Source organism: Pseudomonas sp. CBZ-4 (genome assembly GCF_000346755.1).
Lineage (GTDB): Bacteria > Pseudomonadota > Gammaproteobacteria > Pseudomonadales > Pseudomonadaceae > Aquipseudomonas.
The window spans coordinates 17,472-33,664 of record NZ_ANNV01000084.1 but is presented as its reverse complement, the minus strand read 5'-3'; the positions used below and the strand labels follow the sequence as shown (position 1 = coordinate 33,664).

Here is a 16,193-nt window from a genome sequence, read left to right as displayed (position 1 = left end):
TGCTCCGCTGTTATTGTTGTTGTTAAAGCAGGGGTGATTCAGGCCTGGCGCTTGGCGCGCATCTGCGCCACCGCCGCGGCAAAGTCCGCGGGGGGCCAGCGTTCGTTCAGCGCCTGCTGCATCAGCTGTTGCCCGGTTTGCGGGGCCAGGCCTTTGAGCGGTGGGTCGGTGTCGAGGTTGGTGGGGAAGGCATAACCGTCCGCCGTGCACGCGATCACGGCCTCGGCATCCAGGGCCGGATTGGCCAGCAGCGCCGGGTACACCGCGAGCATCATGCGGTCGCGGTCGAGGGCTTCCATGGGTTTGCCGAACGCCGAGGAAATTTGCAGCAGGTTGGCCATGCGCTGGCGGTCGGCGGTGCGGTTGGTGCCGGCGGCATGGAACAGCGCCGGGTTGAAGAACAGCAGGTCGCCCTTGTTCAGCGGCAACTGCACGGCGTGTTGCTGGAAGTAGTCGATAAACTCTTCGCGGCGCCACGCCAGGTAACCCAGGGCGTATTGCTGGGAGAACGGCAGCAGTTGGGTCGGCCCGGTTTCCAGTGGCATATCCGTGTGGGCTACCGCGCCTTGTAGCGTCAGATACTGGGACAGCACGTGCAACGGCAGGGGAAAGCGTTCCACCACGTCATTGGTCTGGAAACCCAGGTGGTAATCCCGGTGCGGCTGCTGCGCCTGGCCGCCGGGATGCACCACGTTGACCTGCGCCGTGACCTGAAAACTCGGCCCCAGCCACGCTTCGGCAATCAGCCCCAGCAGCGGGTTGGCGTAGTACTCGACAAACGACTCGGGCGACTGCAACGCGGCCTTCTGCAACGAGTTCCAGATGCGCCCGTTGCTGCCCGCCTTGGCAAAGTGGTCGGCGGCCACGCCTTGGGCGGCCTCGTTGGCAAAGATCGCCTCGAACACCTGGCTGTGCCGGTCCACCACTTCCAAATCTTCATAGGCCCGGCGCACCACCATCACCCCCGGCCCGTCACGGAACAGCCGGTGCAGTTCGTTCATCACGCTGCGGCGGTCGCTGTTGCGCAGGGTTTGGGCCTGATAGATCGGCACATTGCTCAGCACCTCCTGGCACAGCGGGTAATCCTCGGCCCGCGCCTGTTGCGCACAAAGCTGGCTGAAGTCCGCCAGGCACACGGACTCAGCGCTGACAAACGCCGACATCACACACCCCCTGGCAGGCTCAAGGCCTGGTGCGGTTGTGGGCTGCCGCCGTCGGTGCAGCCGACCACGCCTTGTTCCAGGTCGATCACCGAGCCGGTCATCATCCCCGATTCGCTGGACAGCAAAAACGCCACGCTGCGGGCCACTTCCTCGGGCTTGAGCAGGCGCCCGAACGGCTGCGCGCTTTCCGCCTCTGCCAGCCAGCCGTCCTGGGCACCGTGGTACTGGCGCTGGATGTCATCCTCGTGGGGCGTGTCCATCCAGCCGATGTTCAAACCGTTGACGCGGATACGGTTGCGCAGCGCACTGAACGCGACGTTCTTGGTGAGGATCGCCAGCGCGCCCTTCGACGCCGCATACGCGCTCAAGAAGGATTGCCCGCCATGCCCGGTGACGCTCTGGATATTCACCACGGCGCCTTCCACACCTTTGCTGATCATCAACTTCAGTGCTTCCTGCATGAGGAAAAACGGCGCCCGTACATTCACCGCAAACAGCTTGTCGAACAGCTCCGGCGAGGTGTCGAGGATGGTGCCGCGATCCGACATGCCGGCGCAGTTCACCAAGCCGTGCAAGGTGCCGAAGTGGGTGCGCGCCGCGTCGATGATCGCCCGGCAATCCTCGACCTTCTCCAGGTCCGCCTCGACGAAAAACGCCTGGCAATCCAACTGGGCCAACTGCCGCACCTGCTCCTCGCCCTGGGCGCGGCGCCGCCCGCAGATGATCAGGCCGGCGGCGCCGCGCTGCGCCAGGGTATGCGCGACAGCGGCGCCGAGGCCTTGGGTGCTGCCGGTGACGACAAAGTATTGGCCGCTGAACGTGGTGGCGAGATCGGTGTTAGGCATGCAGTTCTCCTGATTTTTGTTGTTGTGCATCGCCCGGCTCGACGCCGGGCAAAACTGAGACTAGCATTGCGAAACCTCAGTAACGCCCAAATAAGACCTCAAAAACACCTCAGGCCAACCCCATGCTCGAACGCGCAAAACACTTCTCCATCAAGCAACTCGCGACCCAGGCGGGCGTCAGCAAAGCCACGGTCGATCGTGTGCTGCATCAGCGCGGCAGCGTGCATGCGCAGACCCGGCGGCGCATCGAGCAGGCGTTGGATGAGCTGGAGTCCCAGGAAAAAAACGGCCTGGCGGTTGGCCGTACCTTTCATGTGGACGTGATCATGCACACGCCCAAGCGCTTCAGTGCAGCGGTGCAGGCGGCGATCGTCGCGCAACTGGCCAGCCTGGCGCCGTTTCGGATTGCCCCGCGTTTTCACCTGTTCGAAGAGATCGAACCCCAGGCCATGCACGACCAACTGCTGCGCTGTCTCGACACCGGCAGCCAGGGTGTGGTGCTCAAGGCCGCCGATGAACCGGCGGTAAACCAGGCGGTCAAGCAACTGATCGCGGCGGGCATTCCGGTGGTCACCCTGGTGACCGATCTGCCGCAAAGCGAGCGCATCGGCTACGTCGGCATGGACAACCGCACGGCTGGGCAGACCGCTGCGTACCTGATGTCGCGTTGGTTGCCGGCGTTAGCCCAGGACGTCGCCGTGGTGATCGGCAGCGAGTTGTTCCGTGGCGAAGAAGAGCGTGAAATGGGTTTTCGCGCCTGGTTGCGTGGGCGTGCGGCGCACCTGCGGGTACTGGACATCAGCGGCGGATATGGCGTTTACGATCGCACCTTCGCACGCGTGACCCAGGCGCTGAAACAGCATCCCGAGTTGAAGGCGGTGTACAGCGTCGGCGGCGGCAACCGTGCGATTGTCGATGCCTTCGCCGCCCTCGGACGCCCACTGGACGTGTTTATCGGCCACGACCTCGACGAAGAAAACCGCCAGCTGCTGCGCGAAGAAAAAGTCGCCGCGATCATCGACCACAACCTGCAGATCGACGCGCGCAGCGTGTTCCTGCACATCCTGCAATTTCATCGGCTGTGGAAGGCCGGGCCGATTGCGCCTTCACAGGTGCAGATCGTCACGCCGTTCAACCTGCCGGACTGAATCTCTCCCCCAACAACAAAACCAGGAGTATTCACCATGCTACGAATCGCCGTTCTAGGTGCCGGGCGCATCGCCAAGATCCACGCCGCCAACGTCGCCGCCCACCCGAATGCCACGCTGGTGCTGGTGGCCGATCCCTGGCGCGAGGGGGTCGATGCGCTGAGCACGCAATTGGGCTGCGAGGCGGCTTACGATTGCGCCGCCGTGCTCAGCCGTGACGATATTGACGCCGTGGTCATCGGCACGCCCACCGACACCCATATCGACCTGCTGCTGGCAGCGGTGGCTTCGGGCAAGGCGGTGCTCTGCGAAAAACCCATCGACCTCGATATCGCCAAGGCGCGCAGCGCGGCAAAGGCCGTTGAGCGCCAGGGCGGCCAGGTGATGCTCGGCTTCAACCGGCGTTTCGACCCCGACATGCTGCGCCTGCGCCAAGCCCTGGATGCCGGGCAGATCGGCGCCGTGCGCCAAGTGATCATCACCAGCCGCGACCCCGGCCTGGCCCCGCGTGACTACCTGGCACACTCCGGCGGCATCCTGCGCGACATGACCATCCACGACTTCGACACCGCGCGCCATCTGCTCGGCGAAGAACCGGTGGAAGTCAGCGCCATCGCCAGCCGCCTGGTGGACCCCAGCCTGGCCGAGATCGACGATTACGACAGCGTGATGGTGCTGCTGCGCACCGCCTCGGGCAAGCAATGTCATATCAATTGCTGCCGCCAGGCGGTGTATGGCTACGACCAGCGGGTCGAAGTTTCGGGCGCCAGCGGCGTGCTGCTCACCGATAACCATCGGCCGACTACCTTGCGCCACTGGAGCGCAGAGCACACCGAAGCGCTGGAACCGTTGCAGCATTTTTTCCTGGAGCGGTATGCGGATGCCTATCGCAATGAACTGACGCAGTTCATCGATGCGCTGAACAGCGGCCAGCCGCTGCCCACCACCATGCGCGACGGTTTGTACGCGTTGCACTTGGCGGATTGTGCGTTGGAGTCGGTGAAGAGTGGGCGCAGTGTGGCGGTGAGTTACGATCTTTAGTGGTAGGTGGCAGTGGGGAAATGGGGAAGGGCCCCATTTCCCTTGATGCTACGAGTCGCGGTTAAAGCAATCCAAGCTTAATGGCTATGCCAAAGGTCATCATGACCAGTAAGAGGCCGATCATGGACCATTCCAAAAATACCAACTTGCGTTTGAGGGAAAGGGGGAAGCCCGCTAAGTCTTCAGCGCTCAATTGGCCTTTTCTGAGCTGGTAGCTCGGGAATGTGATGAGTCCGCAAATGCCGCCTATGAACATCAGTTTCCCCCAGGGGCCGGCATGTAGGATCGGTGCCCAAGTCGTGATTGCCGGACTGTTTTTGAGATGTTCCAGCATCACGTCCGCCTGGGTATAAGCCAGGTGCAGGCATACGCCGATCCAAAGGAACATCCCGATGAAGTCGGCAAGCGCTATGGTTAAAAGAACTGTATCGCCCGTGCTCAGTGTCATTTAGCGGTCTCGTAGATCTTCTCGCCTACCCATCCGCCAAATGCTTCGCCTAGGGCGCCTCCCCCGACAGAGCCTGCGCCAACGACGACGAGCCCGCATGCCAAAGGAGCTATGCCGACGGTTGGTATGCCCAACCCGACACACAGCCCGCCGACAACAGCAGTTGATAGTGCCGCCCCCGCCAAGGCCCCACCCCCTAGCGACCCCACAAAGCTACCCGTTTCGGTAAATGTGATCTTCTCGCAGGCTTCATCGTTACCCGCAGAACACACGTTTTTCACCTTCATATAAGAAGCCCCACCCCCAATGGCTGTACCGACCCAGCCTCCACGCTTGATCACCGTCGAAGCTTTCGCCAACTGTTGGATATGGGTCGCGTAGCCAGGTATCTGGCCCGGTGCCCCGGCTTGCGTCCACCGATGAACAAGGCTACGGCTTGATATCCCCAGCGCGGTTTTCAGGTTGGGATGGTCGGGGATGCCGGCGCTTCGGCGGGTCAGGGCGGTGAGGTGGGTATCAAGCCGGGCCAGCAGGTTTTTACGTTCGGCGAAGAATTCTGGTGATCGTAAGTGCCCATCCTTGAAGAACGCTTTTTGGTGCAGGGCTTCGAACTCTTGCAAGATTGTTTTCAAGCTATCCAGATTCCTCGCGAGCATGGTTTCACCCGCTCCGATAGCGGTTGAACTGTGGGCCAGGAAGCTTTGGAGCTGCTCGCGATGGCGCATCATGAAGTCCGCATCGGCTGCACTCAGAGGGTTTATAGCGTCATGGGTGAGTGCCGCTGCTGCCAGTAACCGGGTTTCTTCTTTGTTGCATTGAAAATTGTTTGGATCGCTAAGCACGATCAATGAGCCGGCTTTAACGTTGTCTGTTCGCGGGTTGAGTGTTCGGAACTTGGCCATTACCGCTGGGTCTGGCGTTGGAAATAACGTGGCCTCCAAAGCGTCGCGGGTCGTGCTTTGGGGCACGATATAGAAGCCGGGTTCTTCACCTTGTGGGCTGTTAAGCGCAGAGGGCGTCCAAAGACTCGAAGGACGGTACGTCGACTGATTCTGTGCCGCCGAACTGCGGGCCTGAGCCACTGGCGCCGGTTCAGCGGCGCGTCTCATGGCCGGCCGTTCGTAGCTTTCGTTGCGGTAGATCGCCGTGTAGATCGAGGGAATGAATCGGGCTCGGCAGGGGCAACTGCTGAAGCTGTCCAGCGTGCCAGCCATCAGCCTGCCATGGCTGTTCATGTGTGAAATACCGCCGAGTATTTTAAAAATGCCCGGGTGCTTTCCGCATGTCACTCGGTCTCCCTCACAAGCGTGGAGGAGGCCATAGATGTTTATGCTGGGGTCGCCATCCAGGACTTTCCCGCCGCAGGTGGTTTTGTCACCCAAGCCAATGAAGTGTCCGTCACTCATTCAAAATGTCCTTTTTATGCAGTCAGTAAACGTGCGTTTATTGCGCAGTTACCCTGATAATTTGGATATTCGAAGTACAGTCGGACGCTTCCGGCCATCACTTAGGAAAAGTCAGTTGGATAGGTAGGGATGGTGCAGAGGTGGTCGCTGTAGGGTGAAAATCACCCTCAGCGACGATTAGCCAAACGAACTCGCTCCGGTGCGATCCACCAACCGAATGCTGTCACGCCCACCGCGCTTGGTTTCATACAGCGCGGTGTCTCCTTGTTCGATCAATTCCGTCAGGCTCGCCGGCGGCTGGTCGAACAGGTTGGCACCGATGCTCAGGGTCACCGCTGTCGGGGTCGCAAAGGTTTGCGAGGTGAATTGAAAAAATTGCCCGCGCAGGCGGCTGCCGAGGTCGACGATCTGTTCCGTGGAGGCCGGGTGCAGCAGGATCACGAATTCATCGCCACCCAAGCGCGCTACCAGTGCGCCACGGGGCACGACCGCGCGGATCATCTCGCTCAAGGCGATCAGCAGACGGTCGCCGGCGATGTGGCCGTAAAGGTCATTCACCGGCTTGAAGTTGTCGATGTCGATCAGCAGCAGCGCGCCCGGACGGGCCGGGGAGACCTGGGCCAGCAAGCGCGGCGCCCGCAGATCCAGGGCGCGGCGATTGTACAGGGCGGTCAGCGGGTCGCGGGCGGCGAGGCGGGCGATCTGCTGTTCGCGGCGATAGCGCTCCGAGCCGGTCATCGACAAGGCGATCAGCATGATCGCCATCGCGCCTTCCACCAGCGACACCTGGATGATCTCGCCCTTGAACGCCGCCAGGTCGATCAAGGTGCCGGGGATCAACACCGACAGCGCCTTGGCCACATAGAACGAGCCGTGGATCAGCAGCACATAGCGCAGTTGCACCGCGCCGATGCTCAATGACTTGCCGTGGGGCCGCAGCAGGCTGCTGGCACACAAGGTCGGCGCCGCCACCAGCAGGGACTGCACCGCCAGCATGGCTTTGGACCACGGCAAGTCAGCCGGCAACAGCAACATGCCCAGCCACACGACGGGCATCAGCAGCCACCACCGCGACAGCCGCGCCTGGGTGAACCGCGCCACGCCGAGCAAGAACAGGAAGTGGGCGATCACCAGCAAGCCATTGGCGAACCAGATGCCGATCATCAGAAAGCCGCTGCTGCGCAGCAAGGCGAGGGTGGAGCCGATGCTGATGGTCGCGAAACCGGCGCTCCAGCACAGCAGCGACGGTTCGCGCACGCTGCGCCATTCAACGGCCAGGTACAGGGCAGCAGCGGCGGCCAGGGCCACGGTGAGGGCCAAAATCGTAGGAGGGTCGAGCGTCATGTCTAGCCGGGTCTGCCTGGTGTGCGTTTAAACCGGGATTGTAAGCGCACACGCAGGTTTTCAGAACACTCATCGTCATGGCATTCAGCCATGCCGATGACCGGTGGTTCACACGCCTTTGGTCGAGGGCAGCAATATCGTCAGGATGCCCACCAGCGGCAGGAACGAACACAGCGTGTAGACATACTCGATGCCGTGGTTATCCGCGAGCAGACCGAGCAGCGCCGCGCCAATCCCACTGAAGCCGAACATCAGGCCAAAGAAGATCCCGGCGATCATGCCGACGTTGCCGGGCACCAGTTCCTGGGCGAACACCACGATGGCGGAGAAGGCCGAGGCGAGGATAAAGCCGATCACCACGCTGAGCACGGCGGTCCAGAACAGGTCGACGTAGGGGAGGGCGAGGGTGAACGGCGCGGCGCCGAGGATCGAGAACCAGATGACTTTCTTGCGGCCGATCTTGTCGCCAATCGGCCCACCGGCAAAGGTGCCCACGGCCACTGCACCGAGGAACAGGAACAGATACATCTGCGAACTGGCCACCGACAGGTGGAACTTCTCGATCAGGTAGAAGGTGAAGTAGCTGGTGAGGCTGGACATGTAGAAGTACTTGGAGAACACCAGCACGGCCAGTATCACCAAGGCAAAGGTCACGCGGCCCTTGGACAAGCCATGGGTGGCTTTGCCGCCTTGCTTGAGCTTGAACAGGCTGAGGTGGTTGCGATACCAGCGGCTCAAACCGTAAAGCACCAGGATGGCAAACACCGCAAACAGGCCGAACCAGGCCACATGGCCCTGGCCGTAGGGAATGATGATCGCCGCCGCGAGCAGCGGACCGAGGGCGCTGCCGGTGTTGCCGCCGACCTGGAAGGTCGATTGCGCCAGGCCAAAGCGACCGCCCGACGCCAGGCGCGCAACGCGCGAGGTTTCCGGGTGGAAGGTCGAGGAACCCACGCCCACCAGGCCGGCGGCGAGCAGGATCGCCGGGAAGCTGCCGACAAACGCCAGCATCAGGATGCCGATCAAGGTACAGACCATGCCGGCCGGCAGCAGCCACGGTTTGGGATGGCGGTCGGTGTGGTAGCCGATCCACGGTTGCAGCAGGGAAGCGGTCAGCTGGAAGGTCAGGGTGATCAGGCCGACCTGGGCAAAGCTCAGGCCGTAGTTGGCCTTGAGCATCGGGTAGATCGACGGCAGCACGGCCTGGATCAGGTCATTGATCAGGTGCGCCAGGGCGCAGGCGCCGAGAATGCGCATGACCAAGGGGCTGGCTTGGGGCGTAGTGGTGGCAGCAGCGGGTGACGCGGTCAGGGTCGACATGCAGGCATTCCATACAGGGTGGCGAGTACTTGAGCTCGCCATCTATTTCAAAATGATTCGGTGTTCATGCTAGATTTGCCGAAAATGCCTGTCTCGCGAAATTCGGGCAGCAATCATCGCAAAAAGGGCGAAATGATCAAATCACTGGATAAATTTCTACAGGAAATCGACGAAGGCGACTGGGCCGTGATCAGTTCGGCCACCGACTACCCCGAGAACTGGGTGATCCCCGAGCACAGTCATGAGAAGCACCAATTACTCTACGCCATCGAAGGCGTGATGGTCGTGCACTCGGCACAAAGCCAGTGGACGGTGCCGTCCAACCGTGGGTTCTGGATGCCGTGCGGGCAGGTTCACTCGCTGCGGTGCGTAGGGGCATTGAAAATGCGCAGCGTGTTTGTGCGCCCCGACGCGTTCCCCAACCTGCCGAGTGAAACCAAGGCGGTGAGTATCTCGCCGTTGCTGAGTGAGTTGATCAAGGCGTCGGTCAGCCTGAAACCGCCGTATGCCGAGGACTCGCGGGATGCGCGGATCATGCACCTGATCCTCGATGAACTCGCGCTGCTGCCGGCGTTGCCGCTCTCGTTGCCGCAGCCGGCTGATTTGCGCATTCAGCAGATCTGCCAGGCATTACAGGACGACCCGGGCGACGCCTCCACCGTGGCCGATTGGAGTGAACGTCTGGGCCTGGACCAGAAAACCATCCAGCGGCTGTTCCGCAAGGAAACCGCCATGACCTTCGGCCAATGGCGCCAGCAGGCGCGCTTGTTGTTGGCGCTGGAGCGCATTGCGGTGGGGGAGAAGATTATCGACGTAGCCCTGGAGCTGGGCTATGAAAGCCCCAGCGCCTTTACCAGCATGTTCAAGAAACAGTTTGGCAAGACGCCGAGTCAGTTTTTCAGGTAGGGCGAACCCAGTTCAGAAGGACCAGTGTACCTGTGGCGAGGGAGCAAGCTCCCTCGCCACAGGTGGGGGTCTGTCCTGCTGGCTTTTGACAGTATCGATCCGCTTAGTTAATCCGCGGATGCTGCTGCACCAGGTTCTCGCGCTTGGCTTCCAGTTCGGCAATCTCGGCATCGATGTCTTCGATCTTCTGCTCGATATTGTCGTGATGCTCCTGCAACAGCTCCTTGGCTTCGGCCATGTCCGACGCCGCCGGTGCTGCGCCGCGCAGGGGGTTGTTGGCGGTTTCCTTCATGGTCAGGCCGGTGATCAGGCCGACCACGGCAAACACCATCAGGTAGTAGGCCGGCATGTACAGGTCGTTGGTGCTTTCCACCAGCCAGGCCACTGCCGTCGGGGTCAGGCCGGCGATCAATACCGAGACGTTGAACGCACTGGCCAGCGCGCTGTAGCGCAGGTGGGTAGGGAACATCGCGGGCAGGGTCGAGGCCATCACGCCGATAAAGAAGTTCAGCACGATGGCGAGGATCAGCAGCCCGGCGAAGATCAGGCCGATCTTGCCGCTGGTGATCAGCATGAAGGCCGGGATCGACAGCACCAACAGGCCGATGCTGCCGGCGATGATGAAGGGCTTGCGGCCGATCTTGTCACTGACAAAACCAATGAACGGTTGCACGAACAGCATGCCGACCATGATGGCGATGATGATCAGCACGCCGCTGTTTTCTTTGTAATGCAGGTTATGGGACAGGTAGCTCGGCATGTAGGTGAGCAGCATGTAGTACGTCACGTTGGTCGCGGCGACGATGCCGATGCAGGTCAACAGGCTGCGCCAGTGCTTGGTCGCGACTTCCTTGAAGGACACTTTGGGCCCGTGGCTGAGGCCTTCGCGGTCGCCTTGTTCGAGCTTGTCCATGTGCTGCTGGAACGCCGGGGTTTCTTCCAGGGCGTGGCGCAGGTACAGGCCGATGATGCCCAGGGGCAGGGCGAGGAAGAACGGCAGGCGCCAGCCCCACGATTCAAATTGCTCTTCGCCCAGCACGCTGGAGATCAGCACCACCACGCCCGCGCCAAGGACAAAACCGGCGATGGAGCCGAAGTCGAGCCAGCTGCCAAGGAAGCCGCGCTTGCGGTCGGGTGCGTATTCGGCCACGAAGATCGACGCACCGGTGTACTCACCGCCCACCGAGAAACCCTGGGCCATTTTGCACAGCAACAGCAGGATCGGTGCCCAGATGCCAATCGTGGCGTATCCGGGGATCAGGCCGATGGCAAAGGTGCTCAGGGACATGATGACGATGGTGGCGGCGAGGACTTTTTGCCGCCCGTATTTATCGCCGAGCGCACCAAAGAACAGGCCACCCAGCGGGCGGATCAGGAACGGTACGGAGAAGGTGCCCAGCGCGGCAATCATCTGCACGCTAGGGGAGGCGTCGGGAAAGAACACCTTGCCGAGCACATAGGCGACGAACCCGTAGACGCCAAAGTCGAACCATTCCATGGCATTGCCCAATGCGGCAGCGGTGATCGCCTTGCGCATCTTGGTGTCATCGACAATGGTGATGTCTTTCAATCCGATGGGGTTGACGCGTTTCTTGCGAGCTTTCATGGGGACCACTCTAAATCTGAACAGGGGAGGTGCCATCGCCGCGATGGCACCGCTCTGAAAGGTCAGATACAAGCGGACACGAAATAATTCACCCGATTGCGTGTTTTTTATTGAAAAGGCGCAATAACAACGCCGATCGAATGTGGGAGCTGGCTTTTGTGGGAGCTGGCTTGCCTGCGATGGCATCGCTGCGGTTTAGCTGACAGACCGAGGCGCCTGCATCGCAGGCAAGCCAGCTCCCACAGTCAAGCGGTGTCGAGTGAATTGGGACTGTCATCCTACAACTGCTTTTGCCCAGGGCATCACATACCTCAACAAACCGCAATCTTTCAGATTGACAGCCCATAAGCGGCCCGCTATAAAAGTCGTAGTTGTACGACGACATATGACGTTACGTATGTCCTATCTAACAAAAATAAAAAAGTGATGCCATGAACTTGAACGAGCCCATCAACGCCCAGCGCGTTGGCCAGGCGGTAGGCAACTATCGCTGGACCATCTGCGCGATGCTGTTCTTTGCCACCACCGTCAACTACCTTGACCGCCAGGTGCTCAGCCTCCTGGCGCCACAGCTGTCCACGCAATTTGGCTGGAGCAACACCGACTACGCGAACATCGCGGCGGTGTTCCAGTTTGTCTACGCCATCTCCATGCTGTTTGCCGGGCGCCTGGTCGACAAGATCGGCACCAAGACCGCCTATGTGGTGGCGATTGGCATCTGGTCCACGGGCGCCATCATGCATGCGTTCTCGGTGCCGATGGGCGAGGGCATCGCCGCCGTCAGCGGGGCGATTGGTTTGGCGGTGATTCCGGTGTCGATTGCCGGTTTCATGCTGTCCCGTGCGGTATTGGCGATTGGCGAGGCGGGTAACTTTCCGATTGCGATCAAGGCCACGGCCGAATATTTCCCGAAGAAAGAACGCTCATTCGCCACCGGCATCTTCAACTCGGGCGCCAACGTTGGCGCGATCCTGGCACCGATTTGCGTACCGTTGATCGCCGGTCTTTGGGGCTGGGAAGCGGCGTTTATCGTGATTGGTGCGCTGGGTTTTGTGTGGGTGGCGGTGTGGATCGCGCTCTACGAGAAACCCGAGCGGCAAAAGCGCCTGTCGGCGGCGGAACTGGCCTACATCCGCAGTGACGAGACCGTACAGCCATTCAGCCCGGCGCCTACTGGTGCGGTGGGGAAAAAAGTTTCGTGGTTCAAGCTGCTGACCTACCGCCAGACGTGGGCGTTCGCCTTCGGCAAGTTCATGACAGACGGCGTGTGGTGGTTCTTCCTGTTCTGGCTGCCCACGTACCTGTCGGCGCAATACGGCATGAAAGGCGCCGATATCGTGATGCCGCTGGCGGTGCTGTACAGCATGACCATGGTCGGCAGCATCGGTGGCGGCTGGTTCCCCAGCTACTTCATGGCCCGGGGCGACGCGCCGTATGACGGGCGCATGAAAGCGATGTTGATCATCGCCCTGTTCCCGCTGGTGGTGCTGCTGGCGCAGCCGTTGGGCTATATCAGCTTCTGGGTGCCGGTGTTGCTGATCGGTGTGGGTGCTTCGGCGCACCAGGCGTGGTCGTGCAATATCTTCACCACCGTGTCCGACATGTTCCCGCAGAAAACCGTGGCCTCGGTGGTCGGCATTGGCGGCATGGCCGGCGGCCTGGGCGGCGTGGTGATGACCAAGATCGGCGGTTGGGTGTTCGACTACTACAAGTCGATCAACGATATCCATACGGGCTACATGATCATGTTCGCGATCTGTGCGCTGGCGTACCTGGTGGCCTGGAGCGTGATGAAGACGCTGGTGCCGCGCCACAAGGAAATCACTGACCTTTAATGCGTCACCTCCCGCGCTGCCTGCAGCGCGGGAGTGCTTCAGAGGTCCCGCGCCCACGTTTGGCTGATCAGTTCCTTGCCAAAGCTTTGGGTGGGCTCCTCTTCAACCAATTCAAACCCCGCCTTCTGGTACAGCTTGCGTGCATCCACCAGCGCGCTCATCGTCCACAACACCATGCGTTTATAGCCGGCATGCCGGGCGAACCGCAGGCACTCATCCACCAGGCGCTGGCCGATGCCCATGCCCCGTGCGCTGGCGTCGACGTAGAGCATACGCAGCTTGGCGGTGCTGTCGTCATGGCGCACCACGAACACCGAACCCACCACCTCGCCGTCCTTTTCCGCGATCCAGCAGCGCTCGCCGCTGGGATCAAATTCGCGCAAGTACTTGGCAACAATCTCCGCCACCAATGCTTCGAACTCCCAATTCCAGTGGTACTCGCGCGCATACAGGGCGGACTGGCGCTGCACGACCAGGCCCATGTCGCCGGGCTGCGGATCGCGCAGCAGGAAGCTCGGCGGCGTGCCTTGCAACAGGGTCTGGATGCGCTGCATGGCGGCGGTCAGTTGCTGCTGTTGCGGTTCGGGCAGGGCCTGCAGCAAGGCGATCACTTCGTCCTGGGTCTTTTGCTCTAGGGGCGCCAACACCGAGCGGCCGAGGTCGCTGAGGTGCAATTGCACGGCGCGGGCGTCGGTGACCGAGCGGACTTTCTGGATCAGGCCTTGCTTTTCGAGCCCGCTGATCAGTCGGCTCAGGTAGCCCGCATCCAGGCTGAGCATCTGGCACAGGTCGGCACTGGTCAGGTCGCCACGGGAAGACAGCTCGTACATGACGCGGATTTCGGTGAGCGAGAAGGCACTTTGCAGCAGGTGCTCCTGCAACACACCGATCTGGTGCGTGTAGAAACGGTTGAAACCACGGATGATGCCGGCGCGTTCGACAAGGAGGGTGGAAGACATGATGGAGTCCAGATGGTTGCCTTGGGCAATTATATTGTTGCCTTGGGCAATCATGTCAATGTGCAAAATGCACTGAACCTCCTGGGTCGCCTAACACCTAACCCCGTATCATCCCGCCCTTATCTCCGCCAGGCACTCCCATGACTCATCCACGCATCGGCTTTGCATGCCAATACAAGCATCCCGAACGCCTGCTCTCGGCCAGTGCCCTGAAGTTGATCGAAGGCCCGTACAACCCGCGCACCACCACCCTGCGCTGGATGGACGGGGTCACGCCCCAAGTGGCCCGCGCCAAGCTGGTGGAAGTTGTCACCCATAACCTTGCCGCGCAACTGCACCTGCTGCGCTACGTTGCCGGGTTGCCGCCGACCTTGCGCATGTTGCGCCTGAGCAGCGATTTGTTGCCGTTCTACAGCCACCCGAAGGTCGCCGCGGTGTACCAGGACCCGGCCATCGCGCAGCAGTTGATCGAGGGGTTTGCCGCCATCGGCGAACTGGCGCGGGCGTCGGATATCCGCCTGTCCTTTCACCCCGGCCAATATTGCGTGCTCGGCTCGGAAAACCCCGGCGTGGTGGAAAACAGCCTGGCCGAATTCGAATACCACGCCGACATGATCCGCATGATGGGTTACGGCCAGCGGTTCCAGGACCTCAAGTGCAACGTGCACATCGCCGGCCGCCTGGGTGTGGAGGGCACGCGTGCGGTGTGGGCGCGCCTGTCGCACGTGGCGCGCAACTGCATCACCTTCGAGAACGACGAGAAGACCTACGGCCTCGACCACTGCCTGCAAGTCGCCGACCTGGCGCCGGTGGTGCTGGATATCCACCACTGCTGGATCAATGAAAACGACTATATCGACCCGCACTCCGAGCGGGTCGCGCGGGTCATCGACAGCTGGCGCGGTGTGCGCCCGACCATGCATTACTCCCAGCCGCAGGAGAGCTTGCAAGAGTTGGGCTTTGACGCGGACCACAAGCTGGAAATGGATGCGCTGATGCAGGTGGTGTCCAAGCGCGACCTGTACGGCCACAGCGCGCAGATGTGGAACCGCTGGACCAATGACTACGCGCTGCAGTTTCTCGACCGGTTCGACATCATGCTGGAGGCCAAGGACAAGAACGTCGCGTCGCTGGCGTTCTATGAGCATTGGCAGCGGCGCACGGCGTGAGGGCGGTCATTTCTTGCCATTCAGGGGAATGACCAGCGACACCCACATGTTCCAGCCATCGGGGCGGTTCTTGGCGTCGAACTCGTAATAACCCTTGATATTGGCGTACCACAACTCATCGCTCACCTTGAAGAAATGCCCGGCCTGCGGGCCGATCCCGGCGACCCGTGACTTGAAATCCCCCAGGGTCGCGCCGCTGCCACTGTCGCCGGTGACTTGTTCGAAGTAGTAGCCGACCAGGCCGACCAGGGTTTGCGAGGTGAAGAAGTGCGAGGCGCTGAGGTCGAGGTGGGCGTCGATGCCGTTCTGATAGCGGGTGTCGCGGTTTTCCCAGTTGTAGGTCATACCGGCCACGGCGGAGAATTCGTTGGTCTTGTCGAAGTAGGTGTAGCCACCGCCGGCGTCCAGGGCGGCGTGGCCCAGGCCGATATTCACCAGGCGGTTGGGGTCATAGGCGCCGATGGGAATATTGCCCATGGTGTAGGCCATGAAGTTGTGCACGCCATGGTTCCACTTCAAGGTGCCGAGCAGGTAGAGATCGCTGCCGCCCTTGAGGCTGTCGTGGGTCCCGCCGGAAAACGAACGGCCGCGCGGGCCGGTCACCGTCGCATCGATACTGGCTTCGGACCGCGCCACCGCACCCACCGCCGAAATCGCCGCCTGGGCACCGCCCAGCACCGGGGTTTCAAAGGTGTAGGTGGGGCTGGCGAAGAGCAGGTCGGCCTCCGCATCCAGCCCGACCACGGTACGCCCGCCGCGTGGGAAGGCCTTGTTTTTGTCATCGCTGGCTTTGACGTGGTAGTAGATCAGCGGCAGGCTCCAGCCAGGCGTGACCGGGGCAGCGGCGAGTGCGCCGAACTGGCCGGGCAGCCAGAAGCTGATGCCACCATCGTCGGCGTGGGCCAGGGCCAGGGGGAGCAGGGCGAGCAGGCCCAATACGCTTGTCTGTCTGGTCATAGGACTTCCTATCCAAAAGGCCATGGATGGCGGGCATCAACCGCCG

The 16,193-nt window shown here is 61.4% G+C and carries 14 protein-coding genes; 5 read left to right on the top strand and 9 right to left on the bottom strand.

All coding sequences use genetic code 11. From position 1 onward, the window contains the following. Window positions 1-38: 38 nt before the first annotated feature. Together B348_RS0110480 and B348_RS0110475 are read right to left on the bottom strand one after the other, a co-directional pair. The gene (locus tag B348_RS0110480; RefSeq protein WP_017736075.1) at window positions 39-1,163 is read right to left on the bottom strand and encodes a phytanoyl-CoA dioxygenase family protein; all 1,125 of its coding nucleotides are present in this window, start codon (window positions 1,161-1,163) and stop codon (window positions 39-41) included. After that, a complete protein-coding gene (locus tag B348_RS0110475; protein WP_017736074.1) occupies window positions 1,163-2,008 on the bottom strand; it encodes an SDR family oxidoreductase in 846 nt (281 codons plus the stop codon). The genes B348_RS0110480 and B348_RS0110475 overlap by 1 nt, the downstream gene beginning before the upstream one ends. A gap of 122 nt (window positions 2,009-2,130) precedes the next feature. Between B348_RS0110475 and B348_RS0110470 the strand changes: the two genes are divergently transcribed. Together B348_RS0110470 and iolG are read left to right on the top strand one after the other, a co-directional pair. Continuing rightward, window positions 2,131-3,156, top strand: a complete 1,026-nt coding sequence (locus tag B348_RS0110470) for a LacI family DNA-binding transcriptional regulator (RefSeq protein ID WP_017736073.1) — start codon at window positions 2,131-2,133, stop codon at window positions 3,154-3,156. A gap of 36 nt (window positions 3,157-3,192) precedes the next feature. Beyond that, window positions 3,193-4,197: an inositol 2-dehydrogenase gene (iolG, locus tag B348_RS0110465; RefSeq protein ID WP_017736072.1), complete on the top strand. Its 1,005-nt coding sequence runs from the start codon at window positions 3,193-3,195 to the stop codon at window positions 4,195-4,197. 61 nt (window positions 4,198-4,258) lie between these two features. On the opposite strand, the gene B348_RS0110460 is transcribed toward iolG, so the two are convergent. The 4 genes from B348_RS0110460 to B348_RS0110445 all read right to left on the bottom strand — a co-directional run bounded on the left by B348_RS0110460 (window position 4,259) and on the right by B348_RS0110445 (window position 8,715). Next, window positions 4,259-4,645 carry a hypothetical protein gene (locus tag B348_RS0110460; protein WP_017736071.1) on the bottom strand — a complete coding sequence of 129 codons (387 nt, stop codon included), beginning with the start codon at window positions 4,643-4,645 and terminating at the stop codon, window positions 4,259-4,261. After that, window positions 4,642-6,051 carry a PAAR domain-containing protein gene (locus B348_RS0110455; RefSeq protein ID WP_017736070.1) on the bottom strand — a complete coding sequence of 470 codons (1,410 nt, stop codon included), beginning with the start codon at window positions 6,049-6,051 and terminating at the stop codon, window positions 4,642-4,644. The genes B348_RS0110460 and B348_RS0110455 overlap by 4 nt, the downstream gene beginning before the upstream one ends. Window positions 6,052-6,228: 177 nt before the next feature. Then, complete coding sequence (locus tag B348_RS0110450; RefSeq protein WP_017736069.1) at window positions 6,229-7,395, bottom strand: GGDEF domain-containing protein; 1,167 nt, start codon at window positions 7,393-7,395, stop codon at window positions 6,229-6,231. Between the two features lie 108 nt (window positions 7,396-7,503). Continuing rightward, on the bottom strand, window positions 7,504-8,715 hold the full coding sequence (locus tag B348_RS0110445; protein ID WP_017736068.1) for an MFS transporter: 1,212 nt from the start codon (window positions 8,713-8,715) through the stop codon (window positions 7,504-7,506). A gap of 84 nt (window positions 8,716-8,799) precedes the next feature. On the opposite strand from B348_RS0110445, the gene B348_RS0110440 reads away from it, so the two are divergent. Next, the gene (locus B348_RS0110440; protein ID WP_026136708.1) at window positions 8,800-9,621 is read left to right on the top strand and encodes a helix-turn-helix domain-containing protein; all 822 of its coding nucleotides are present in this window, start codon (window positions 8,800-8,802) and stop codon (window positions 9,619-9,621) included. A gap of 103 nt (window positions 9,622-9,724) precedes the next feature. Here the strand turns inward: B348_RS0110440 and proP are convergent, their stop codons facing one another. After that, complete coding sequence (proP, locus tag B348_RS0110435; RefSeq protein ID WP_017736066.1) at window positions 9,725-11,227, bottom strand: glycine betaine/L-proline transporter ProP; 1,503 nt, start codon at window positions 11,225-11,227, stop codon at window positions 9,725-9,727. A gap of 431 nt (window positions 11,228-11,658) precedes the next feature. On the opposite strand from proP, the gene B348_RS0110430 reads away from it, so the two are divergent. Then, entirely contained in the window at window positions 11,659-13,062 is a 1,404-nt protein-coding gene (locus tag B348_RS0110430; protein ID WP_017736065.1) for an MFS transporter, read from the top strand. 38 nt (window positions 13,063-13,100) lie between these two features. Here the strand turns inward: B348_RS0110430 and B348_RS0110425 are convergent, their stop codons facing one another. Next, window positions 13,101-14,021: a helix-turn-helix domain-containing GNAT family N-acetyltransferase gene (locus B348_RS0110425; RefSeq protein WP_026136707.1), complete on the bottom strand. Its 921-nt coding sequence runs from the start codon at window positions 14,019-14,021 to the stop codon at window positions 13,101-13,103. A 140-nt stretch (window positions 14,022-14,161) separates the two neighbouring features. Between B348_RS0110425 and B348_RS0110420 the strand changes: the two genes are divergently transcribed. Beyond that, window positions 14,162-15,190, top strand: a complete 1,029-nt coding sequence (locus tag B348_RS0110420; protein WP_017736063.1) for a UV damage repair endonuclease — start codon at window positions 14,162-14,164, stop codon at window positions 15,188-15,190. 6 nt (window positions 15,191-15,196) lie between these two features. Here B348_RS0110420 and B348_RS0110415 read toward each other — a convergent pair whose 3' ends face one another. Continuing rightward, entirely contained in the window at window positions 15,197-16,147 is a 951-nt protein-coding gene (locus B348_RS0110415) for a transporter (RefSeq protein ID WP_017736062.1), read from the bottom strand. Window positions 16,148-16,193 lie beyond the last annotated feature (46 nt).

Excerpts from the sequence above, each read along its gene's own strand:
- B348_RS0110480 (WP_017736075.1), bottom strand. The coding sequence starts at position 1,163 with ATGTCGGCGTTTGTCAGCGCTGAGTCCGTGTGCCTGGCGGACTTCAGC.
- B348_RS0110475 (WP_017736074.1), bottom strand. The coding sequence starts at position 2,008 with ATGCCTAACACCGATCTCGCCACCACGTTCAGCGGCCAATACTTTGTC.
- B348_RS0110470 (WP_017736073.1), top strand. The coding sequence starts at position 2,131 with ATGCTCGAACGCGCAAAACACTTCTCCATCAAGCAACTCGCGACCCAG.
- iolG (WP_017736072.1), top strand. The coding sequence starts at position 3,193 with ATGCTACGAATCGCCGTTCTAGGTGCCGGGCGCATCGCCAAGATCCAC.
- B348_RS0110460 (WP_017736071.1), bottom strand. The coding sequence starts at position 4,645 with ATGACACTGAGCACGGGCGATACAGTTCTTTTAACCATAGCGCTTGCC.
- B348_RS0110455 (WP_017736070.1), bottom strand. The coding sequence starts at position 6,051 with ATGAGTGACGGACACTTCATTGGCTTGGGTGACAAAACCACCTGCGGC.
- B348_RS0110450 (WP_017736069.1), bottom strand. The coding sequence starts at position 7,395 with ATGACGCTCGACCCTCCTACGATTTTGGCCCTCACCGTGGCCCTGGCC.
- B348_RS0110445 (WP_017736068.1), bottom strand. The coding sequence starts at position 8,715 with ATGTCGACCCTGACCGCGTCACCCGCTGCTGCCACCACTACGCCCCAA.
- B348_RS0110440 (WP_026136708.1), top strand. The coding sequence starts at position 8,800 with ATGCCTGTCTCGCGAAATTCGGGCAGCAATCATCGCAAAAAGGGCGAA.
- proP (WP_017736066.1), bottom strand. The coding sequence starts at position 11,227 with ATGAAAGCTCGCAAGAAACGCGTCAACCCCATCGGATTGAAAGACATC.
- B348_RS0110430 (WP_017736065.1), top strand. The coding sequence starts at position 11,659 with ATGAACTTGAACGAGCCCATCAACGCCCAGCGCGTTGGCCAGGCGGTA.
- B348_RS0110425 (WP_026136707.1), bottom strand. The coding sequence starts at position 14,021 with ATGTCTTCCACCCTCCTTGTCGAACGCGCCGGCATCATCCGTGGTTTC.
- B348_RS0110420 (WP_017736063.1), top strand. The coding sequence starts at position 14,162 with ATGACTCATCCACGCATCGGCTTTGCATGCCAATACAAGCATCCCGAA.
- B348_RS0110415 (WP_017736062.1), bottom strand. The coding sequence starts at position 16,147 with ATGACCAGACAGACAAGCGTATTGGGCCTGCTCGCCCTGCTCCCCCTG.